Origin of the sequence: Microbacterium sp. NPDC090007, from assembly GCF_044748345.1 — a bacterium.
In the GTDB taxonomy this organism is placed as follows: Bacteria; Actinomycetota; Actinomycetes; order Actinomycetales; family Microbacteriaceae; genus Microbacterium.
This window is the reverse complement of sequence record NZ_JBIVFV010000001.1, coordinates 1527324-1549362: the sequence shown is the minus strand read 5'-3', so window position 1 is coordinate 1549362 and position 22039 is coordinate 1527324. Positions and strand designations below refer to the sequence as shown.

Genomic DNA, 22039 nt, shown 5'->3' with positions numbered 1-22039 from the left:
CCCGCCACGACGTCGGTGGCCGGCCGTACGCTCGGAACATGACTGACACGATGACCCGCGAACAGCGCGTGGTGCTGACGATCGCCGTCCTGGCATCCTTCGTGTCGTTCCTCGACGGCACCGTCGTCAACGTCGCCCTCCCCGCCATCGCCCGCGATCTGGGGGGCGGACTCTCCACGCAGCAGTGGGTGGTCGATGCCTACCTGGTCACCCTGGGGGCCTTCATCCTCGTCGCGGGATCCCTCAGCGACGTCCTGGGGCGCGTGGTCGTGCTGCGCATCGGCCTGGTCGGCTTCGGGGTCGCCTCGGTCGCGATCGCCGCCGCTCCGACGGCCGAGTTCCTCATCGTCGCGCGCGCCCTGCAGGGCGTCGCCGGCGCGCTGCTCGTGCCGAGTTCGCTCGCCCTGATCACCTCGACCTTCCGCGGCCCGGCGCAGGCGCGGGCGATCGGCATCTGGACCGGTGCGACCACCGTCGCGATGCTCGCGGGCCCCCTGGTCGGCGGCGTCTTCGTCGACGCGCTCTCGTGGCGGCTCGTCTTCCTCGTCAACGTGCTGCCGATCGGGGTCACGCTCTGGCTCCTCGCGCGTCTGGGCCACCGCGACCATCGGCGCCCGGGCGCCCGCGTCGACGTGCTGGGGGCCGTGCTGTGCGCGGCGGGGCTCGGCGGAGTGGTCTTCGCGCTCATCGAGCAACCGAATCTCGGGTGGGGTTCCCCGCTCATCTGGATCCCCGGTCTCATCGGTGCCCTCGCCTTCGCCGGTTTCCTCGTGCGCCAGCGCCTGGCCCGCGAGCCGATGATGCCGCTCGGACTGTTCCGCTCCCGCAACTTCTGGGCCGGAAATCTCGCCACGGTCTTCGTCTACGCCGCCCTGTCGCTCAACGGCTTCGTGGTGAGCGTGTATCTGCAGCAGGGCGCGGGACTGTCCGCCACGCTCGCCGGTCTGGCATCCCTGCCCAGCACGATCCTGATGATCGCCCTGAGTTCGCGCATGGGCGCCCTGTCGGGGCGCTTCGGACCCCGCCTGTTCATGACGCTGGGGCCGCTGGTCATGGCGGCCGGTGCTCTGCTCCTGCTGAACGTGCGGGGCGACTTCGACTACTGGACGCAGGTGCTGCCGGGGGTCATCGTGTTCGGCTTGGGTCTGACCGCGACGGTCTCGCCCCTCACCGCCGCCGTGCTGGGCGCGATCGACTCCGAGAGGTCGGGGATCGCCTCGGCCGTCAACAACGCGGTGTCGCGGGTCGCGGGACTGCTCGCCATCGCCGCGGTCTCGTCGATCGTGGGCGGAGCGCTCGACCTCGACGGCTTCCATCGTGCGGCCGTCTTCACCGCCGCGCTGATGGTCCTGGGGGCGACGGCGTCGTTCCTCGGCATCCGCAACCACCTTTCGCGGGCGGAGTGACGCCGATGGGACTCAGCGCAGGATGACGCGCGAGCGCTCGACGTCGTCCGCCATCTGCACGAGCAGCGCGTCCACGCCGTCGAAGGCCGTCATTCCGCGCACCCGTTCGACGAAGCGCACCTCGACGTGGCGTCCGTAGAGATCGAGGTCGGTCTCGTCGATCACGTACACCTCGACCTGCCGGGTGTGCACGTCGTCGAACGTGGGGTTGGTGCCCACGCTGATGGCGGCGGGGTAACTGATGCGTCGCGCCCCGTCGACGTCGACGAGCCACCCGGCGTAGACGCCGTCTGCGGGCACGAAGCCCTCGAGATCGGGGGACAGATTCGCCGTCGGATACCCCAGCTCACGTCCGCGTTTGAGGCCGTGCACGACCTCGCCCCACACCGAGGGCGCCCGACCCAGCAGGCGTGCGGCGGTGGAGATGTCGCCCGCAGCGAGGGCCTCGCGGATCCAGGTCGACGACACGCGGCGGTCAAGGTGCACCGCGCGCACATCGTCGACGATGTCGACGCGGAACCCGTGCTCGGCGCCCATGCGCTCCAGGAGCGCAGGATCGCCCGCTCCTCCGGCGCCGAAGCGGAAATCGCGGCCCACCAGAACCGTCCGCGCCTCGAGCGCGTCGACGAGGATGCGCTGGACGAACTCCTCGGCGGGGATCGTGGCGAGCGCCTCGTCGAAGGTCAGCAGCAGCGTGGCGTCGACGCCGGCGCGATCGAGCAGCTCGAGCTTCTGGTGCGGGCCGATGACGTCGGCGGGACACTTCTCGGGCCGCAGCACGCTCAGCGGGTTGCGGTCGAAGGTGACCGCCACCACGTGCGCGCCGTCCGAGGCGTCGACGCGGGCGCGATCGATGACCGCGCGGTGGCCGGTGTGCACCCCGTCGAACTTACCGATCGCGACGACCGAGGGACCGAAGCCCGCGGGGACCTCGGCCGGGTCGCGGAAAACGATCACGATGTCGTCCGACGGTGACGCACGAGCCACCAGAGCCCCAGGAAGGGCAGCACGAGGGGGATGAAGAGGTAACCGTAGCCGTACACCGACCACACCGTGGGGTGCTGGAACAGCGCCGGCAGCACCAGGCTGAGCGTGCCCACCACGAGCACGCCCACCAGCTCGAAGCCGATCGCGACCCACGCCACGCGGAACCACGCCGGCCGCGCCGAGAAGACGAGCGCGAGCGTCGCGAGGATGTAGACGACGGCCGCGAGGGCGGACAGCGTGTAGGCCAGCGGGGCGTCGTCGAACTCGCGCACGATCTGCACGAACGAACGGCCCGTGGCGGCGAGCGCCATGATGCCGTAGACGACGACGAGGACACGGCCGATGCCGGTCATCCCCCGGGAACGGGTGGGAGTGGTGGATGCCATGACCCCTCCATTCTAGGCGCGTCGACGACGCGGCATCCGGTGCCGTCAGGCGAGCTGCACCGTCCAGATGACCTGCATGCGCCACACCATCACGGCGACGGCGAGCGCCGCGACGCCCATGACGACCGTGCTCCAACGGCTGCGCTCGATCAGCGCCCAGGCGGCGCCGGCGACGGGGACGAGAGCGGCGGACACCAGGTAGGTCCAGAACTCCAGCAGACTGCCCGACGGCGGGTTGCCCGCGAACGGCGCGATGATCGCCACCACGATCTGCACGATCAGCAGCAGTTCGATCACAGCGAGCGACCCGACGGTGACGTCGCCCGGGCGCCGACCGATGAGTCCCGCGCCGATCGCGACGACACCCGCGAGCACCGCGAGGCCCACCTGGACCACCGTGAACCACAGGATCATCGGGCCACCTCTTCTGGCATGTTCATGACGCTCTTGAGCTGAGCGCCCCTCTTCTCGACGACGCCGATCAATCGTCCATCCGGATCGATGGCGGCCGCGACCGCCCCCGTCAGGCGACCGCCGCCGTCGATGCGTTTGCCGTGACGCAGGTCACGGGCCTCGTCGGCACCGACGGCGAGGGCGCCCATCACGACGGCTGCCGCCGTGGCGGGTTCGATCAGTGCGGACTCGGCGATGTCCTGGACGGATGCCGCGGCGGCCACGTCGAACGAACCGATGCGCGTACGGCGAAGGGCCGTCAGGTGCCCGCCCACGCCGAGAGCGGCACCGAGGTCGCGCGCGAGGGCGCGGATGTAGGTGCCGCTCGTGCAGTCGACCACGACGTCGAGCTCGACGGTGGCCTCGCCGCGGCGCACGGCGCGCACGTCGAAGCGCGACACGGTGACGCGGCGGGACTTCAGTTCGACCTGCTCCCCCGCCCTCGCCAGGTCGTAGGCGCGGCGCCCGTCGACCTTGATGGCCGACACCGTGCTCGGCACCTGATCGATCTCGCCGGTCAGAGCCGCGATACCGTGCTGGATCGCCGCCTCGCTCACGGCGGCGACGGCGTCGGCATCCGCTCGGGCCGTCTCGACCCCGTCGGCGTCGTCACTGTCGGTGGACACCCCGAGCAGGATGGTCGCCTCGTAGGTCTTGTCGGCGCCGACGATGTAGGTGAGCAAGCGCGTCGCCCCCTCGACGCCGAGCACGAGCAGTCCCGTCGCCATCGGGTCGAGCGTGCCGGCGTGGCCGATCTTGCGCGTGCCGAGCGCGCGGCGGGCGCGCGAGACGACATCGTGGCTGGTGATGCCCCCGGGCTTGTCGACCAGGAGGATACCGGGGCGCACCATCAGCAGAAGTCCCCGAAGACCTGCACGGGGTGAGCCGGGTCGGAGTTCTCGATGATCACCGACGCCGCCGCCTTCGGCCGGACCGTGCGCAGGTAGTGCTTCTCGGCATCCGGGAGTTCGGGGCGCGGCGCGCCGATCGGCGGGTTCATCTCGAGCCAGACCGAGAAGTTCCACAGACCACGTACCTCGGGGGCGTGCAGGAAGCGCCCCGAGACGATGAGGACCGCGTCGGCGGGGGCGACCTCGCCGGTTGCGAAGGGTTCTCCCGCGCGGAAAGGGGCGACCAGCGTGTCGCGCACCCCGGTCGTCCCGTCGGACAGCGGCACGTGGAAGACGGCCGAGCCTTCTTCGGCGATCGCGGTCACGAGGTCGTCGGCGAACGCCGTCGCCGCAGCCTGGTCGAGCGCGTCGACGGCCACCACGATGCGCCCGGCGCGGTTGTTCTGCCGGAGCAGAGCGACGAGACTGCGCTGCAGGTCGGGGACGGGGTTCTCGGTCGACGCCATGCCTCAAGCCTACTTTCGCCCACCGACACCGGCCCGCGCCCGCCCGTCACCCGCGCCCGTCGCCCGCTTCACGTCACCCGCGCCCGTCGCCCGCTTCCCGTCGCCCGCGCCCGTCGCCCGCTTCACGTCGAGCCCGCCCGTCACCCGCGCCGACTCAGCCCCGCCCTCCCCCGCCGTACCCGCCCTCCCCCGCCGTACCCGCCCTCCCCCGCCGTGCCCCGCCGTGCCCCGCCGGCCCCGCCCCGCGCCGGCTGCCCGCGCCCGCCGCGCCATTTCCAGCCCACCCCGCACCTTCGTGCCGATCGACGCGATGCGCGCGCGCAGACGCCTCGCCGCGGCGTCCCGCGCGAGTGCCGTCCGACGGCAGGCCCGAGTCGCGCGGCGACCGTAGGCTGAACGGATGCCCCAACTCGCCGCACCGCTCACCGACTGGTACCGCGAGGCGGCGCGCGATCTGCCCTGGCGTCGGCCCGGTTTCGGCGCGTGGGGCACGCTCGTCAGCGAGTTCATGCTGCAGCAGACGCCGGTGAACCGCGTCATCCCGCACCTCGAGGCGTGGCTCGGCCGCTGGCCGACGCCCGCCGACCTGGCCGCCGCTGCACCGGGCGACGCGGTGACGCAGTGGGCCAACCTCGGGTATCCCCGACGTGCGCTGTGGCTGCACCGCGCCGCGGTCGAGATCCGCGACCGGCACGACGGCGTCGTCCCCCGCGACGTCGACGCCCTGCTGGCGCTCACCGGCATCGGCGATTACACCGCGCGCGCCGTGGCCGTGTTCGCGTACGGGGACCGGCATCCCGTCGTCGACACGAACACCCGGCGCGTGCTCGCCCGCGCGGTCGAGGGTCGTGCGCAGCCGGGTCCCCCGCATCGCGGGGATCTGGAGCGGATGGATGCCGAACTGCCCGCCGGCCTCGCGCAGGCGGCGATCGTGAACGCGGCGGCCATGGAGCTCGGCGCCATCGTCTGCACCGCCCGTGCGCCGAAGTGCCAGGCGTGCCCCCTGGCCGGACAGTGCGCCTGGCGCGCCGCGGGTTACCCGGAATCCGAGGACCGCCGCCGCAAGCAGGCGGCCTACGAGGGCAGCGACCGTCAAGCGCGCGGTGCGGTGCTCAAGACGCTGCGCGACGCCGCGCCGGCGGCCGTGCCGTTGTTCGCTGTGCTGCCGCAATGGCCGGATGCCGCGCAGCGCGATCGCGCCATCGACTCGCTCGTGGCGGACGGGCTCGCCGAGGCGGTCGACGAGCAGCTGCGCCTGCCGGGCCACCCGACCGGCTGACCCCGGCCCGCGGCCGCCCTCCCCGCCCGGCTGCCCGCGACCCTCCACTCCTGAAGAACCGACCCACCCGGGCACGAAACGCCCCGCCCGCCGGCTTCGCTCCCGACGTCTCAGGAGTCTCGGCCGCGTCCGGGGGCGGGGCGCGGGTACCGCCCGCGCCCGCCGGGAACGCGAAAGGACCGGATGCCGCCCGTTGGGGTGGCATCCGGTCCTTTCATCCGCGAGCTCAGGTGCGCGCGGCCTCTTCGTCTTCGTCGTCGACGTCGGGGGCGTCCTCGTCGTCGTCCTCGCGGGGCTTCACGTACGGGTCGGCGTCACCCGCGTACGCGGCCGACGCCGCCAGACCGGCGACGGACTCGTCGCGCTCGCGCGCCTCTCGCAGCAGCGCGGAGATGTGGTCGGCGTTCTCGGGGATGCCGTCGAGGATGAACTCCAGCGAGGGGGTCAGCCGCGTGTTGAGGTGCTTCCCGACCTCGCTGCGCAGCATCCCCGTCGCGGACTTCAGCGCCGCGGCCGTGTCGGCGCGGTGCGCCTCGTCGCCCATGACGGTGTAGAACACCGAGGCGCGCTGGAGGTCGCCCGTGACCCGCACATCGGTGATGGTCACGAACCCGAGCCGCGGGTCGCGCAGCCCCTTCTCGAGACGCTCCGCGAGCACCACGCGGATGCGGTCCGCCACCCGTGCCTGTCGTTCCCCTGCCACTGCCTTCTCCTTCTTGCTCCATACCGCCGCGAGTACGAGTGCCCCCGTGGCTCATTGCCGGGCAGGACTCCCGTCACGGGCAGCCGCACCAGCGTAGGCCAGAGGGGGTGCGCATCTCCACGAGCATCGGGGTGGGACCCCGCTCCGCTCGGGGAGATGCACACCCCCGCAGGCCGAAGCGGGAGCCGCGCACTCCGGCGCGACTCCCGCCCGACGATCAGCCTCGCGGCTTCTCGACCATCTCGGTGGTCTCGATCTCGTCGCCGATCTGGATGTCGTTGAACTTGCCGAGACCGATACCGGCCTCGAAGTCCGTACGAACCTCGGTGACGTCGTCCTTGAACCGACGCAGCGACTCGATCGCCAGGCCGTCGGCCAGCACGACACCATCGCGGATGACGCGGGCCTTGGCGTTGCGCGTGATCGTTCCCGATCGCACGATGACACCGGCGATGTTGCCGAACTTCGAGGAGCGGAACACCTCGCGGATCTCGGCGACACCCGACTGCACCTCTTCGAACTCCGGCTTGAGCAGGCCCTTGAGCGACTGCTCGACGTCGTCGATCGCGTTGTAGATGACGGAGTAGAATCGCACGTCGACACCCTCGCGGGCGGCGCGCTCACGGGCCTTCGTGTCGGGACGGACGTTGAAGCCGATCACGATCGCGTTGTCGATCGTGGCCAGGTTGATGTCCGACTCGGTGATCGCACCGACACCGCGGTGGATGATGCGCAGCTGGACGCTGTCGTCGACCTCGATCTTGAGCAGCGACTCCTCGAGCGCCTCGACGGCACCCGACACGTCGCCCTTGATGATGAGGTTGAGCGACTCGACCTTGCCCTCTTCGAGCGCGCGGGTGAAGTCCTCGAGCGAAATGCGCTTGCGGGCCTTGGCCAGCTGGGCGTTGCGCTCGGCGGCTTCGCGCTTCTCGGCGATCTGACGGGCGGTGCGGTCTTCTTCGGTGACGATGAAGACGTCGCCGGCTCGGGGCACCGAGTTCAGACCCTGCACCTGGACGGGACGCGACGGGTAGGCCTCTTCGACCGCTTCGCCGTTCTCGTCCATCATCGCCCGGACGCGGCCGTAAGCCGTTCCGGCCACGATCGCGTCACCGACCCGGAGGGTTCCAGACTGGATGAGCACCGTGGCGACCGAACCGCGACCCTTGTCGAGCTTCGCTTCGATCGCGACACCGCGGGCCGCCTTGTTCGGGTTGGCCGTGAGGTCGAGACCGGCGTCGGCGGTGAGCAGAACCGCATCCAGAAGAGCCTGGATGTTGAGGTTCTGTCGCGCCGAGACGTCGACGAACATGACGTCTCCACCGTATTCCTCGGCGACCAGCCCGTACTCGGTGAGCTGCTGGCGCACCTTGGCGGGGTTGGCATCGGGCTTGTCAACCTTGTTGACCGCGACCACGATCGGGACGTTCGCCGCCTGGGCGTGGTTGAGCGCCTCGACCGTCTGGGGCATGATGCCGTCGTCGGCCGCGACCACGAGGATCGCGATGTCGGTCACCTGCGCACCACGGGCACGCATGGCGGTGAACGCCTCGTGACCCGGGGTGTCGATGAAGGTGATCGCGCGCTCGATGCCCTCGTGCTCGGTCCAGATCTGGTAGGCACCGATGTGCTGCGTGATGCCGCCGGCCTCGCCCGCGACCACGTTGGTCTGGCGGATGGCGTCGAGCAGTCGCGTCTTACCGTGGTCGACGTGGCCCATGACGGTGACCACGGGAGGACGGATCTCGAGATCGTCCTCGCTCTCGGCCTCGAGCTCGGCATCGAGGTCGAGACCGAAGCCCTCGAGGAGCTCTTTGTCCTCGTCCTCGGGCGAGACCATCTGGATCTTGTAGCCCAGTTCCTCGCCGAGCACCTCGAAGGTGGCCTCGTCGAGCGACTCGGTCGCGGTCGCCATCTCGCCCAGGTTGAACAGGATGGTCACGAGCGTGCCGGGCTGCACGGTGTACCCGCGCAGGGCCTCGAGCTTGTCCGCGAAGTCGGCGATGGAGGCGCCGCGACGCAGGCGGATGATCTCGCCGTTGCCCTTCGAGACGTTGACGCCGCCGACGACCGGCGCCGACCGCATCTCGAACTCCTGCCGCTTCGCCCGACGCGACTTGCGCTGCTTGGACTTGCCGCCGCCCTTACCGAAGGCACCCGCGGTTCCCCCACCGGGACCACGACCGCGGCCACCGCCGCCACCGGGACGACCGGCGAAACCGCCGGCCGGAGCGCCGCCACCGGGGCGCTGGAAGCCGCCACCGGCGCCGCCGGGACGACCGGGACCGCCGGGACGCTGCTGGAACGGAGCGCCGGGACGACCGCCGCCGCCGGGACGACCTGCACCACCGGGACGCGGGGCACCGGGACGCGGGGCGCCGGGACGCGGAGCCTGGGGACGCGGGATGTTGCCGGGGGTCGGACGCTGGCCCATGCCCTGCGCGGAGGCGAAGGGGTTGTTACCCGGACGGGGGCCGGCGGGACGCTGGCCCATGCCCTGGGCCGAGGCGAAGGGGTTGTTGCCCGGACGGGCGCCACCCGGACGCGGGGGTGCGCTCGGGCCGGGCTTGGGGGCGCCGCCACCGGCCGCGGGGGTCGACGACGGGGCCGCGGGCTTCGCGCCCGGCTTGGCCGGGGCGGGGCCCGACGCCGCAGGAGCGGCCTCGGCCGCGGCGGGGGCAGGTGCCTCCGGAGCCGGTGCGGCCGCGGGGACCGCGGGCTTGGCGGGGCCGGGGGTCGGACCCGAGGGGCGAGCGCCGGGGGTCGCCGCGGGACGCGCGGGACCCGGACGGGCGCCGGCACCGGGGCGCGCCGCGGGGGCGGCGGGCTTGGCATCCGAGGATCCCGAAGAACCCTCGGCCGCCAGGGCGGCGCGGAGCTTACGGGCCACCGGGGGTTCGATGGTGGACGAAGGGCTCTTGACGAATTCGCCGAGCTCCTTCAGCTTCGCAAGCGCGACCTTGCTGTCGACGCCGAGCTCGGAAGCGATCTCGTGCACGCGTGGTTTTGCCACAATTCTCCTGTCTGAGGGCCTACCCCGGACAGGGCAGACCGTTAGTTGCGGACGGGTCTCATTTCGAGCCGTTCACTTCGTGTCCATAGCCGTTCAGCCTTTTCGCTGGAGGTGTGATTCGAAGGTCTGCGTGTCAAGCGGGCCTGACACACGCAATGCTCGTACGAAGGCGCGGCGCGTGAGGGCTTTCTTCACGCACGCGTCCGTCTCGTGCACCCACGCTCCCCGGCCCGGCAGCACCGCTCTCTCGTCGGGGACGAGGACCGATCCGTCGGCGACCACACGCAGAAGCGAGGATCGGGGGGCGCGTGCGCGGCATCCGACGCACGTTCGTACGGGATCCATCTTACACCTCGCGCCTACCCGGAAGACGGACGCTCAGTTGTCTTCGAGGATGCTGTCGGGCTGGATGTCGATCTTGGCGCCGGTCAGCTTGGCGGCGAGACGGGCGTTCTGGCCCTCTTTGCCGATCGCGAGCGACAGCTGGTAGTCGGGAACGAGCGCGCGCACGGCCTTGGTCGATGCGTCGAGGACGAACGACGAGGTCACCTTGGCCGGCGACAGGGCGTTCGCAACGAAGCGGGGGAGCTCGGCGTCGTAGTCGATGATGTCGATCTTCTCGCCGGCCAGCTCTTCGGTGACGGCGCGGACGCGACGGCCGAGCTCGCCGATGCAGGCGCCCTTGGCGTTGACCGTGGGGTCGTTCGCCTTGACCGCGATCTTGGAGCGGTGACCGGCCTCGCGGGCGAGCGAGACGATCTCGACCAGGCCCGCCGCGATCTCGGGGACCTCGAGCGCGAACAGCTTGCGGACGAGTCCGGGGTGGGTGCGCGAGACGGTGATCTGGGGGCCCTTGTTGCCCTTGGACACGCTGGTGACGTAGACGCGCAGACGCGATCCGTGCGGATACGTCTCGCCGGGCACCTGCTCCTCGGGCGGCAGGATGGCTTCGACCGTACCGAGGTCGACGTGCACCATGCGGGGGTTGGGCCCCTGCTGCACGACACCCGCGACGATGTCGCCCTCTTTGCCGCGGAACTCCCCCAGCACCGCGTCGTCGGCGATGTCGCGCAGACGCTGGCTGATGACCTGCTTCGCGGCGAAGGCGGCGATGCGACCGAAGTCGTCGGGAGCCTGCTCCTCTTCGCCGATCACGGCGCCCTCGTCGTCGGTGACGGGGGTGAAGATCCCGACGTGGCCGGTCTTGCGGTCCAGCGATGCGCGAGCGCCCGCCGGGATCTCGCCGCTGGGCGAGATGTGCTTGGCGTAGGCGGTCAGGATCGCCTGCTCGATGATGCGCGCGAGTTCGTCGAAGGGGATCTCCTTCTCGCGTTCGATCGTCTTCAGAAGTGCGAGATCGATGTCCACAAGGCCCTCCGTTGTTCAGCTTTCGTCGGCGCGACCGGCGCCGACAACCCTCCTACGATACCCGGGATGCCACCCGCTCCGCGACCCGAGGGACACGGGGATGCCGATGCACAGGCGGTTCAGAGGCGTTCGAGCGGGTGGGCGGCGAGCTTCGCCCGCACTCCCCCGTCGACGAGCCGTCGAGCCGCGGTGTCGGGCTTTCGCGCGGCCTGATCGGTGACGCACGCCCCGAACTCGGCCGCGAGCGTCCCCCGCGGATGAACGGCGAGCACCTCGCGGAGGAACTCCTCGGGCAGCACCTCGACGCGCGCGCCAGAGATGTCCAGGCCGGTGGCGATCTCGAGCAGGTGACCCTCGGCATCCATCGCCGGATCCACACTCGTCCAGTTGTGCCGCACGATGACCTCGAGCGCGCGGCGGCGGCGCGCGGGCGGCCAACCCGCGCCGGCCGTGAGGGCGATCGCGACGTGGCCCCCGGCGTCCTCGTACGACAGCGTGTGATTGTCGAACGCGGGTACCGTGCCGATGTCGTGCAGCACCGCCGAGACGTAGAGCAACTCGTGGTCGATACCCCCGATGCCCTCGACGCGGGCGAACGCCTCCGCCCACAGCCACGACCGCAATCCGTGCGCCGTGATCGCGTCCGATTGGTACTCCCGCGCGAGGGCCAGCGCACCGCGGGCGGCGAGGGTGTCGGGTACGGGGAAATCGCTGATGCGCACGGGGCCTCCGGGGTCGAGAGGCTTCAACTCTCGCGCAGGTCGCCCCCTCGACGCCGCCGCCGGTCTGCCAGCTTTCGCAGCCTTCCCGCCAGCGCGCGTGCACAACGCAGGAAACAACGACGCCGCGCGGCGCGGTGCCCGCGCGATTCCGGGGTGCGCGGGCAGCGCGGCATCCGAAACTCCGGAGTCGTGCACTTACCGCACCCGGCCTCAACCCGGATTCCGGCGACACGACGACGGATGCCGCGACCTCGGGCGGGCGCCCGGGTCGCGGCATCCGGAACCGCGTCAGCCCACCGGGGTGGCGTGCCAGATGCGGTCGAGGTAGTCGCGCATGGCCCGGTCGGACGAGAAGTACCCGCTGCGCGCGACGTTGAGGATCGCCGAGCGCACCCACGCGTCCTGGTCGGCGTACGCCGCGTCGACCCGCTCCTGCGCGTCGAGATACGACGCGAAGTCGGCGAGCGCCATGAACCGGTCCTCGTACAGCAGGTTCGACACGAGCGGCTCGAACACCGTGCGGTCGCCGCCCGAGAACGCGCCCGACGCGATGAGGTCGATGGCGCTGCGCAGCCGCTCGTCGCCCTGGTAGACGTCGGCGGGCCGGTACCCCTCGGCCCACAGCGCCTCGACCTCGGGCTCGCTCATTCCGAAGAGGAAGAAGTTGTCGTCGCCGACGAGCTTGCGGATCTCGACGTTCGCGCCGTCGTCGGTGCCGATCGTGAGCGCGCCGTTCAGGGCGAGTTTCATGTTGCCGGTACCCGAGGCCTCTTTGCCGGCGAGCGAGATCTGCTCGGAGAGGTCGGCGGCGGGGATGATGCTCTCGGCGAGGGTGACGTTGTAGTTCGCCGGGTAGAGGACCTTGAGCTTGCCCTGGACCCGTTCGTCGGCGCTGACCACCTCTCCGACGGCGTTGATGAGGTGGATGATGCGCTTGGCCATGCCGTAGCCGGGGGCCGCCTTGGCGCCGAAGAGGAAGGTGCGCGGCTGCACGGCATCCACATCCAGACGACCCGACACGATGCCCTCGTAGGTGCTGACGATGTGCAGCACCTTGAGCGTCTGGCGCTTGTACTCGTGCAGGCGCTTGATCATCACGTCGAGCATGTGCCCGTCGTCGAGCGGGGAGTCCCCGCGCGCCTGGAGCACGCGCGCGAAGCGGCGCTTGTTGGCGGCCTTGACCGCGGCGAAGCGCTCGCGGAAGTCGCTGTCGTCGGCGAGCGCCTCGAGTCCGCGCAGGCGTTCGAGATCGACGGTCCAGCCCGCGCCGAGCGCCTCGGTGATGAGCGCCGAGAGGTCGGGGTTGGCCAGGCGCAGGAAGCGGCGCGGGGTGACGCCGTTGGTGACGTTGGTGAACTTGTCGGGCCACATGTCGGCGAAGTCCTTCAGCACGTTGTCGCGCAGCAGCTGCGAGTGCAGCTCGGCGACGCCGTTCACCTTCGACCCTGCGACCGTGGCCAGGTAGGCCATGCGCACGGAGCGGTACGGGTGCTCGCCGATGATCGACATGTTGCGGATGAGCATCTCGTCGTCGCCGAAGCGCTCGCGCACCTCGAGCAGGAACTCGTCGTTGATGCGGTAGATGATCTCGAGGTGACGCGGCAGCAGGCGGCCGAGCAGATCGACCGACCACACCTCGAGCGCCTCGGGCAGCAGCGTGTGGCACGTGTACGCGAAGCACTTCCGGGTGATGGCCCAGGCGGCATCCCACTCGAGCTTCTTCTCGTCGACCAGCACGCGCATGAGTTCGGGCACGCCGATGACCGGGTGGGTGTCGTTGAGCTGGAAGATGACGCGTTCGGGCAGGTTCTCGATGTCGAAGTCGTCGGGCAGCACGTTGTCGATGAAGTCGGCGATGGACGCCGCGACGAAGAAGTACTGCTGCTGCAGGCGCAGCTCTTTGCCCTGGGGGGTGGAGTCCTCGGGGTAGAGCACTTTGGAGATGTTCTCGGCGAAGGTCTGCGCGCGCACCGACTCGACGTAGTCGCCGGAGTTGAAGGTGTGCAGGTCGAAGGCGTTGGTCGCGACCGCGCGCCACAGGCGCAGGGTGTTGACGCGACCGTTGTGGTACCCCGGGACCATCATGTTGTAGGGCACCGCGAGCACGTTCCACTCGGGCACCCAGCGGGTGCGCTCGACGCCGCCGTCGTCGTAGGTCTCGGTGGTGCCGGCGAACGAGATCGTCTGGGCGGCCTCGGGGTGGGCGAAGTCCCACGGCGAGCCCATGCGCAGCCACGCGTCGGGCTGTTCGATCTGCTGACCGTCGGCGAACGCCTGACGGAAGATGCCGTACTCGTAGCGGATGCCGTACCCGATCGCGGGGATGCTCATGGTCGCGAGCGAGTCGACGAAGCACGCGGCCAGACGGCCCAGACCGCCGTTGCCGAGTCCCGGCTCGATCTCGACGGCGCGCAGGTCGTCGATGTCGATGCCGCACTGCGCGAGCGCCTCGGTGGCGATGTCGGTCAGGCGCGCGGCGAGCAGGTTGTTGTCGAGCTGACGACCCAGCAGGTACTCGGCCGAGAGGTAGCAGACGGTCTTGTTCTGCTGGGCCTTCTGCTGTGCGCGGTCGTCGAACCAGCGCGCCATCAGGTAGTCGCGCACCGTGTACGCGAGCGCCAGGTACTGGTCGTTGACGTCGGACGCCGACAGCGTCACGCCCTGGTCGAAGTTGAGGTTCTGGAGGAACTGCTTGGCGAAGCCGTCGACGGATGCCGCGGGGGCGACGACGGGGGCGATCGCGAGGGGGTGCGTGGGACGCAGCGCGGGGGTGTGCTCGGGCATTCTCCGACCGTAATGAGTCGCGAGGCCGCACGCCAAGGTGGAACGCGAACGACACACGATCTTCACCCGCGGGTCCTCTGCACCCGCGGTCGGGGCAACCGGTTGTCCACGCGCGGCGGCGACGCGTACGGTGAGCCGATGCCCTCCGCCGCCCGCACCGCCGCTCGCGACGCCGAGGCGAACCCCGCGTTCCGTCTCGCCGCGCGCGCCGGGTACGCCGCCAACGGCATCCTGCATCTGCTCATCGGCGCGCTCGTCATCGCGGTCGGCCTGGGCGCACCGCAGGACAGCGACCAGACCGGGGCGTTCCGCGCCCTCGCCGCCGCTCCCCTGGGTGCCGCGGCCCTGTGGGCCCTGGCGGTCGGGCTCGTCGCCCTCGGCGGATGGCACCTGCTGCAGGCGTTCGCCCCGCGACGGCTGCCGGGATGGCGCCGGGTCGCACGGATCTTCGCCGAGGCCCCGCAGGGCCTGGTCTTCGTCGCGGTCGGGCTGGTGTCGGCATCCGTCGCCCTGGGAGCCCGCCCGCACGCCGAACAGGCCGCGGAGGAGCTGAGTCAGGGCGTGCTGACGTGGCCGATCGGCGGCGCGATCCTGGGCGCCGTGGGACTCGCCGTCGCGGGCGTGGGCATCGGCTTCGTGTGGATGGGTCTGCGCCGGTCGTTCCACTCCAAGGTGCGCACGCCCGACGGCGCGCGCGGCACGGCCCTGACGATCCTGGGGATCGTCGGCTTCGTCGCGAAGGGCGTCGCGCTGGTCGTCGTCGGCGTGCTCCTGGTGACCGCGGCGATCCGTGTCGAGCCCGACACCGCGGGAGGGCTCGACGGTGCCGTCTCGGCGGTGGTGGCCCTGCCGCTGGGGCCGCTTCTGGCCTGCCTGGTGGGAGTGGGGTTCCTCGCCTACGGCGTGTTCACGGTGTTCCGCGCCCGCTACGCGCGTCTGGACTCCTGAGCGCTCTCAATCCCGGTCGGGATTGCGGCCCGTACGCTCCCCCGTCTCGAGGGAGGCGATGGCTCGGCGATCGTCGGCGTCGAGCGTGAAGTCGAAGACGTCGCCGTTCTCGCGCACGCGCTCCAGCGACACCGACTTGGGGAACACGACGAGCCCGCGGTCCAGGTGCCATCGGATGACGACCTGGGCCGGTGTCTTGCCGTACTTCTCGGCCAGCCGCGCCAGGAGCGGTTCGTCCAGCAGCCCCCCGCGCGCCAAGGGCGCCCAGGCCTCGGTCACGATGCCGTTCGCCTCGTGCCACGCGACCAGATCGTCCTGCGGGAAACGCGGGTGCAGCTCGACCTGGTTCACCGCCGGCAGTAGGCCCGTCTCGTCGCGCAGGCGTTCGAGGTGCGGCACCGAGAAGTTGCTGACGCCGATCGAGGTCGCGCGACCCTCCTGCTGCAGCCGGATGAGCGCCCGCCATGTGTCGACGTAGCGGTCGGCGCTGGGGATCGGCCAGTGGATCAGATAGAGGTCGACGCGCTCCAGCCCGAGCCGGGCCGCGCTGGCCTCGAACGCGCGGAGCGTCTGATCGAAGCCCTGGTCGTCGTTCCACACCTTGGTCGTGACGAACACCTCGTCGCGGTCCAGCCCGGACGCCCGCAGGCCCTCGCCGACCTCCGCCTCATTGCCGTACAACGCGGCGGTGTCGATGTGGCGGTATCCCGCCGAGATCGCCCCCTCGACGAGACCGGCGGTGAGATCGGCGGGCACCTTGTAGGTTCCGACGCCGAGCTGGGGGATCGTGGAGCCGTCGCTGAGCGACAGGCGGGGGGCCGAGATCATGGCCTCCACGCTACCCAAGCGGGGGGTCGGGTCGGCTCACCCCTCGTCGCGACCCCGGAATGACCGCGAGACTGCATGTCGCTGACATCTCGGTTGCAGCCTGCAACCGTTTCGTCAGTCAGATGCAGTCTCGCGGTGAAAAAGCGGAGCAGCGAAGGCTCAGCGCGTCAGCGCCGCCACGGCGTCGTCGACCGACACCGTCTCGCGCTCGCCCGTGCGGCGGTCCCACAGTTCGACATGCCCCTCGGCCGCGCCGCGGCCGACGATCAGGATGCGCGGGATGCCGACCAACTCGGCGTCGCCGAACTTCACCCCCGGCGAGACTTTGGGGCGGTCGTCGTAGAGCACGTCCAGCCCGGCGGTCTCGAGCTGCTGTGACACGGATGCCGCGAGCTCGAACGCCACCGCGTCACGACCGGTGGCCACGACGTGCACGTCGAACGGCGCCACCGATTCGGGCCAGATGAGGCCCTTCGCGTCGTTGTTCAGCTCGGCGATGATCGCCAGGATGCGGGTGACGCCGATGCCGTACGAGCCCATCGTGACGGTGGCGAGCTTGCCGTTCTCGTCCAACACCTTCAGCCCCAGGGCCTCGGCGTACTTGCGCCCGAGCTGGAAGACGTGACCGATCTCCATGCCGCGGGCCAGCTCCACCGGGCCGGAGCCGTCGGGGGCGGGGTCTCCCACGCGCACGGTCGAGACCTCGACGAAGCCGTCAGCCACGAAGTCGCGGCCGGCGACGAGGGAGTGGACGTGCTTCTGGTCGACGTTGGCGCCGGTGATCCACGCGGTGCCGTCGACCACGCGCGGGTCGAGGTAGTAGCGGATCTTCGTCGCCGACTCCTCACCGAGCACGGCGCCGGTGGGCGACCAGGGGCCGATGTAGCCCTTGACCAGCAGCGGGTTCTTGGCGAAGTCGGCCTCGGTGGCCGCCTCGACCTCGGCCGGGGCGAAGGCGACCTCGACGCGCTTGTCGTCGACGTCGCGATCGCCGGGCAGACCCACGACGACGAGCTCGCGCGTGCCGTCGAGGTGGGTGAGGGCGAGCACGACGTTCTTCAGCGTGTGCGCGGCGGTCCACTGCGCGGCCTCCGCCGTCGCGGGACCGGCGATGCCGGGCGCCGGAGCGTCCAGGTGCGCGTTGGAGTGGTCGACGAGGGTCGCGATCGTGGGGGTGTTCGGCGAGTCGAAGACGACCGGATCGGGCTGACCCTCGATCGGAAGCGCGTCGGGGACGACCGTGGTGAACGCCTCGACGTTCGCCGCGTAGCCGCCGGCCGAGCGCACGAAGGTGTCTTCGCCGATCGGGGTCGGGTGCAGGAACTCCTCGGACTTCGACCCGCCCATCGCGCCCGCGTCGGCGGCGACGATGACGTACTCCAGGCCCAGGCGGGTGAAGATGCGCTCGTAGGCGTCGCGCTGCGCCTGATACGAGGCGTCCAATCCGGCATCCGTCGCGTCGAACGAGTACGCGTCCTTCATCGTGAACTCGCGGCCGCGCAGGAGTCCCGCGCGGGGACGCGCCTCGTCGCGGTACTTGTCCTGGATCTGGTAGATCGTCAGCGGCAGGTCCTTGTACGACGAGTACAGGTCCTTCACCAGCAGGGTGAACATCTCTTCGTGCGTGGGCGCGAGCAGGTAGTCGGCGCCCTTGCGGTCCTGCAGGCGGAACAGCGCGTCGCCGTACTCCTCCCAGCGGCCCGTGACCTCGTACGGCTCACGGGGCAGCAGCGCCGGGAAGTGCACCTCGAACGCGCCGGCGTTCGCCATCTCGTCGCGCACGACGGCCTCGATCTTGGCCTTGACCTTCAGGCCCAGCGGCAGCCACGCGAAGACGCCCGGGGCGTTGCGACGGATGTAGCCGGCGCGCACGAGCAGGCGGTGGCTCGTGACCTCGGCATCCGAGGGGTCTTCGCGAAGCGTGCGGAGGAAGTAGTTCGACAGACGGGTGACCACGAGAGACGAGTCTAGGCCGCGCGGGTAGGAGGGGCGGATGCCCCCGGTCACTCGAGAGCGCCGAGGATTCCCGCCGTGATGGTCGCAGCAGAATCCCGGGCGAGGTTGCTGAACTCCACTTCGACGACCCCTCCCGGTGCGGATGCGAGGATGCGCGCGCCGATTCCTCCCTGAGACGGGATCCACCAGGCGCTGTCCGCGCCGGTCACGCTGATGGGGTCACCGCCGAAAGCTGCGACGTCCTCGGCATCCGATCGAGCGCCCGCCGCCAGGCTGACCCGCAGACTCGGAGCGTCGACTACTGCATCCGCCGCCGCGGTGAAAGAGCACCAGGCCGCGTGACCGCGGGCGGTTAGAACGTCCCAGACCTGACCGTGCGGAACGTTGTCGGTGCCGATGGGGCGCAGGTCGTCGCGCCCCAGTCCGGTTGCCACCGCGTTGCGAACCTGCTCCTCGCAATCGACCAGCCGCCAAGCGGTCGCAGCGAGCGGTCTGTCGCCTCCCGGGAACAGCGCTGCACGGGCACCGACCTGGTCCGCCGCCGAGACGGCGGTCGAGGCGTCGGAAGCGGCCACGACGACCCAGGCCGCACCGTAGCGTTGCGAATAGTCGCAGATCGCGCCACCCTCGCACTCAGGGACGACACCCGACTTCGCACGTTGCGCCTCGGGGACGCTCGCCCACGGCAGCACCGTCACGCTCAGCGCCTGCCACGTCTCGGTGTCGACGGCCCGCCACCCGCAATCCACTCCCCCCAACCATCTCGCGTCCCAGACCGGAAGGAAAGACGCCGCCCGCATCGGCGTCCCCGACAGCTCGGTCGCCGCCTCGTCCGTGAGGACTTCGGAGCAGTCCCCGCCGAACGCCGCGCTCGGGGCAGCCTGCGTCGGCGGCACCGTGGGAGTCGGAGGAGTCGACGGGACCGGGGTCGGTGTCGGCTCCGGTGTCGGTGTCGGCTCCAGGGGAGCGCTCGGCGTCGGAGACGGCGTGCTCGCCACCGGCGGCGCGCTGAGCGTCGCCGTCGCGGCCACTCCCCCGGCGAGCGCGACCACGAGCAGTGCCGCCACGGATCCGGCGATCCACGCGCCCCGATGGGCTCCCGCGGGCGTGATGTCACGGGCCCCGCCCACGATGCGTGCACGCAGGGCGGCGCGCTCGTCGGGCGACAGTTCGTCGTTCATGCCCGTACCCCTTCCAGCGCGAGCTCGTCGCGCAACCTCGCCTTCGCGCGGGAGAGCCGCGACTTCACCGTTCCAGCCGGGATGCCCAGCGCCTGGGCGATCTCGCGCTCGGGGTAGCCCTCGAGCACCGACAGCACCACGACCGCCTGTTCCCTCTCGGGCAGCCGCTCGAGCGCCGAGAGCACCCCGCTGTCGTCATGCCCCGCTGACGTGCTCTGCGCCACCGGCGCCCGATCGAGCAGAGCGCGATACCGCCTGCTCGACCTCTCGAGATTCCGCGCGCAATGGGCGACCGTCGTCAGCAGCCACGGGAGGGGCGACCCGTCGACCAGCCGCACCGAGGCGCGCTTGCGCCACAGCTCGAAGAACGCCACGGTCACGGCATCCTTCGCGTCCTCCCGATGGGTCAGCAGGCGCGACGCGTGCCGGAACAGCCGTGCGTCGTATCGGTCGAACAGCGCGGCGAGCGCGAGCTCGTCGCCTTGGCGCACCCGGGTCCACAGCCCGGCGTCGTCGTCATCCACACTCAAGAGTGTCCGCGAACGTGCACTCGGTTCTCGCCGAGACGCCGTTTTCGATAACGAATCCGCAACACCCATCGCCGCGCGCGGACGCCTATCGTGAGCACATGCGCGCACGATGGACCCTCGTCCTGGGGTTCTCGCTCGCCCTGCTCGTCGGAGTGGGCGCCTGGGTCGGTGTCTCGGCTCTGGGCGCGGACGACTCCCGCTCCCCCTCCCCGGCCGACGGGGACTTCGCGATCACCGCGTCGTACGGCCTCACCCCCGACGGCGCGCTCGACCCCGCACCCGACGAGCGCGCGCAACGCGTGTGGGACGAGTTCATCCGCGTCGCGACGCCCGAGTTCGTCCGCACGAACGTCACGGGCTACCGCGTCGGCGACGACGGCACCAGCGACACCCTGGCCTACGTCGTCAGCGACGACGACGACCCGACCCGGTGGGTGTTCGCCGCCAACCTCGCCTTCGCCGACGATCCGCGGTTGCTGCTGACCACCCTGGTGCACGAATACGCGCATCTGCTCAGCCTGGGCGTCGACGACGTCGATCGGGATGCCGAGACCTGCGACACCGAGTGGAGCGGGGCCGGATGCCTGTCGGCCGACGCCGACCTGCAGGTCTTCGCCGACCGCTTCTGGGCCGTTTACGACGACGCGCCCGCGCGAGACAACGTGGACGCCGACGTCGCCGCGGAGTTCTACGCCGCGCACGAGGCGGACTTCGTCAGCGATTACGCGGCCACCAATGCCTCGGAGGACTTCGCCGAGACCTTCGCGACGTTCGTCCTCGAACCCGAGATCGTGGGCGACTCGGTCCTCGCCGACAAAATCGCCTCCTTCGCCGCGCTCCCCGAGTACGCCGAGGCGCGCGAGCGGATCCGCGCCGACTTCGCCCTGGGCGCCTGACCGGCTGAGCGCCGGAACACGAGGACCGCGGCATCGGTGCCGCCCGGCGGGGAGTCAGCCCGCGCGGCGCCCCAGATGCAGCACGCCCCGCACCAGCAGTCCCGCCACCAGAGCCCAGAACGCCGCGCTCACCCCGAACACCGCGATACCGGATGCCGCGACCAGGAACGTCACCACGGCCGGCACCCGCTCGCCCGGATCGTCGATCGCCTGCTGCACCGCCGCCCCGAAAGCACCGAACAGGGCGACGCCGGCGACGGCGGGGATCACCCCGGCCGGGGCGAGCAGTACGATCGCCGCGAACGCGGCCGAGAGCGCACCGAGCACCAGGTAGGTCGCCCCGGCGGACAGCCCGGCGACCCAGCGCCTTCTCGGGTCGGGGTGCGCGTCGGGACCGGCGGCGATGGCCGCGGTGATGGCGCCGAGGTTCATCACGTGGCCGCCGAACCCCGCCGCCGCCGCCGACCCCAGACCGGTCACGACCATCGCGGGTCGCCAGGGCACGGTGTAGCCGAGGCTCTTCATCACCGCGACCCCGGGGACGTTCTGCGAGGCCATGGTCACCACGAACAGCGGCAGGGCGATGCCGATCACGGAGCCGACGCTGAGCGCGGGCACGGTGAACTCCAGGCGCGGCAGCAGGGTCGCGGCATCCATCCGTGCACCCGAGCGGGCCAGCTCGATCGCGACGACCGCGATCGCGGCGACGAATGCGAGAGGCACCGCCCAGCGGGGCAGCAGACGGGATGCCACCAGCCACACCACGAGGACGGGCGCCACGCCCCAGGGGTCGTCGACGAGCCCGACGAACGGCGCCACGCACAGGGGCAGCAGGACCCCGGCGAGCATGGCCTGGGCGATCGACGGCGGGATGCGCGCGATGAGCGCCCCGAGCGGGGGGAAGAGCGCGGTGCACAGGATCAGCGCGGCCGTCACGAGGAACCCGCCGACCACCGCCGGCCACCCGCCCTCGACCGCTCCCGTCGCCGCGAGCAGCGCCACTCCGGGCGTGGACCAGGCGACCGTGATCGGGATGCGGGAGCGCCCGGCCAGCACGATGCAGCCGATCCCCACCGCGAGGGTGATGGCGAGCAGGCCGCTCGCGGCCTGTTCGGCGGTGGCGCCCACCGCGCGCAGACCGGTCAGCACCACGGCGAAGGTGCTCGTGAAGCCGACGAGGGCGGTGACCACCCCCGCGGTCAGCGGACGAGCGAGCGTGGCGTCGGACGATGCGGTCATGTG

Annotated in this window: 20 protein-coding genes; 4 read left to right on the top strand and 16 right to left on the bottom strand. The window is 71.1% G+C overall.

Annotation, left to right across the window (positions count from 1 at the left end; all coding sequences use genetic code 11):
* Positions 1-38: 38 nt before the first annotated feature.
* Complete coding sequence (locus tag ACIPVB_RS07240; RefSeq protein ID WP_400367842.1) at positions 39-1406, top strand: MFS transporter; 1368 nt, start codon at positions 39-41, stop codon at positions 1404-1406.
* A gap of 12 nt (positions 1407-1418) precedes the next feature.
* Here the strand turns inward: ACIPVB_RS07240 and ACIPVB_RS07235 are convergent, their stop codons facing one another.
* The 5 genes from ACIPVB_RS07235 to ACIPVB_RS07215 are packed head-to-tail and all read right to left on the bottom strand — an operon-like array spanning position 1419 to position 4589.
* The gene (locus tag ACIPVB_RS07235) at positions 1419-2363 is read right to left on the bottom strand and encodes a bifunctional riboflavin kinase/FAD synthetase (RefSeq protein ID WP_400367840.1); all 945 of its coding nucleotides are present in this window, start codon (positions 2361-2363) and stop codon (positions 1419-1421) included.
* Positions 2360-2779, bottom strand: a complete 420-nt coding sequence (locus tag ACIPVB_RS07230) for a hypothetical protein (RefSeq protein ID WP_400367839.1) — start codon at positions 2777-2779, stop codon at positions 2360-2362. The genes ACIPVB_RS07235 and ACIPVB_RS07230 overlap by 4 nt, the downstream gene beginning before the upstream one ends.
* Before the next feature lie 45 nt (positions 2780-2824).
* On the bottom strand, positions 2825-3193 hold the full coding sequence (locus ACIPVB_RS07225) for a hypothetical protein (protein ID WP_400367838.1): 369 nt from the start codon (positions 3191-3193) through the stop codon (positions 2825-2827).
* Entirely contained in the window at positions 3190-4083 is an 894-nt protein-coding gene (gene truB, locus ACIPVB_RS07220) for a tRNA pseudouridine(55) synthase TruB (RefSeq protein WP_400367836.1), read from the bottom strand. Before truB ends, ACIPVB_RS07225 begins: the two co-directional genes overlap by 4 nt.
* Complete coding sequence (locus ACIPVB_RS07215) at positions 4083-4589, bottom strand: hypothetical protein (RefSeq protein WP_400367835.1); 507 nt, start codon at positions 4587-4589, stop codon at positions 4083-4085. The genes truB and ACIPVB_RS07215 overlap by 1 nt, the downstream gene beginning before the upstream one ends.
* A gap of 400 nt (positions 4590-4989) precedes the next feature.
* Here ACIPVB_RS07215 and ACIPVB_RS07210 point away from each other — a divergent pair, with 400 nt between their 5' ends.
* Entirely contained in the window at positions 4990-5868 is an 879-nt protein-coding gene (locus ACIPVB_RS07210) for an A/G-specific adenine glycosylase (protein WP_400367834.1), read from the top strand.
* Between the two features lie 226 nt (positions 5869-6094).
* Here ACIPVB_RS07210 and rbfA read toward each other — a convergent pair whose 3' ends face one another.
* The 6 genes from rbfA to ACIPVB_RS07180 form a co-directional block, all read right to left on the bottom strand.
* On the bottom strand, positions 6095-6571 hold the full coding sequence (gene rbfA / locus ACIPVB_RS07205) for a 30S ribosome-binding factor RbfA (protein WP_400367833.1): 477 nt from the start codon (positions 6569-6571) through the stop codon (positions 6095-6097).
* 217 nt (positions 6572-6788) lie between these two features.
* Positions 6789-9584, bottom strand: a complete 2796-nt coding sequence (gene infB, locus ACIPVB_RS07200; RefSeq protein WP_400367832.1) for a translation initiation factor IF-2 — start codon at positions 9582-9584, stop codon at positions 6789-6791.
* A gap of 93 nt (positions 9585-9677) precedes the next feature.
* The gene (locus ACIPVB_RS07195; RefSeq protein ID WP_400367830.1) at positions 9678-9929 is read right to left on the bottom strand and encodes a YlxR family protein; all 252 of its coding nucleotides are present in this window, start codon (positions 9927-9929) and stop codon (positions 9678-9680) included.
* Positions 9930-9962: 33 nt separating this feature from the next.
* Positions 9963-10952: a transcription termination factor NusA gene (gene nusA / locus ACIPVB_RS07190; protein ID WP_400367829.1), complete on the bottom strand. Its 990-nt coding sequence runs from the start codon at positions 10950-10952 to the stop codon at positions 9963-9965.
* Between the two features lie 119 nt (positions 10953-11071).
* Positions 11072-11674: a cyanamide hydratase gene (locus ACIPVB_RS07185; protein WP_400367828.1), complete on the bottom strand. Its 603-nt coding sequence runs from the start codon at positions 11672-11674 to the stop codon at positions 11072-11074.
* Positions 11675-11962: 288 nt separating this feature from the next.
* Positions 11963-14458, bottom strand: a complete 2496-nt coding sequence (locus ACIPVB_RS07180) for a glycogen/starch/alpha-glucan phosphorylase (RefSeq protein ID WP_400367827.1) — start codon at positions 14456-14458, stop codon at positions 11963-11965.
* Positions 14459-14596: 138 nt separating this feature from the next.
* On the opposite strand from ACIPVB_RS07180, the gene ACIPVB_RS07175 reads away from it, so the two are divergent.
* Complete coding sequence (locus tag ACIPVB_RS07175) at positions 14597-15406, top strand: DUF1206 domain-containing protein (RefSeq protein WP_400367826.1); 810 nt, start codon at positions 14597-14599, stop codon at positions 15404-15406.
* A gap of 6 nt (positions 15407-15412) precedes the next feature.
* Here ACIPVB_RS07175 and ACIPVB_RS07170 read toward each other — a convergent pair whose 3' ends face one another.
* The 4 genes from ACIPVB_RS07170 to ACIPVB_RS07155 form a co-directional block, all read right to left on the bottom strand.
* Positions 15413-16234, bottom strand: a complete 822-nt coding sequence (locus ACIPVB_RS07170; RefSeq protein ID WP_400367825.1) for an aldo/keto reductase — start codon at positions 16232-16234, stop codon at positions 15413-15415.
* Positions 16235-16393: 159 nt separating this feature from the next.
* Positions 16394-18190 (bottom strand): proline--tRNA ligase, encoded by a 1797-nt coding sequence (locus ACIPVB_RS07165; protein ID WP_400367824.1) that lies wholly within the window; start codon positions 18188-18190, stop codon positions 16394-16396.
* A 47-nt stretch (positions 18191-18237) separates the two neighbouring features.
* Positions 18238-19371, bottom strand: coding sequence for a hypothetical protein (locus ACIPVB_RS07160; RefSeq protein ID WP_400367823.1), 1134 nt, complete (start codon positions 19369-19371; stop codon positions 18238-18240).
* Positions 19368-19895, bottom strand: coding sequence for an RNA polymerase sigma factor (locus ACIPVB_RS07155; RefSeq protein WP_400367822.1), 528 nt, complete (start codon positions 19893-19895; stop codon positions 19368-19370). Before ACIPVB_RS07155 ends, ACIPVB_RS07160 begins: the two co-directional genes overlap by 4 nt.
* Before the next feature lie 104 nt (positions 19896-19999).
* Between ACIPVB_RS07155 and ACIPVB_RS07150 the strand changes: the two genes are divergently transcribed.
* Positions 20000-20797: an NADH:ubiquinone oxidoreductase subunit 4 (chain M) gene (locus ACIPVB_RS07150; RefSeq protein WP_400367821.1), complete on the top strand. Its 798-nt coding sequence runs from the start codon at positions 20000-20002 to the stop codon at positions 20795-20797.
* Positions 20798-20851: 54 nt separating this feature from the next.
* Here the strand turns inward: ACIPVB_RS07150 and ACIPVB_RS07145 are convergent, their stop codons facing one another.
* Positions 20852-22036: a benzoate/H(+) symporter BenE family transporter gene (locus tag ACIPVB_RS07145; protein ID WP_400367820.1), complete on the bottom strand. Its 1185-nt coding sequence runs from the start codon at positions 22034-22036 to the stop codon at positions 20852-20854.
* Positions 22037-22039: the final 3 nt, after the last annotated feature.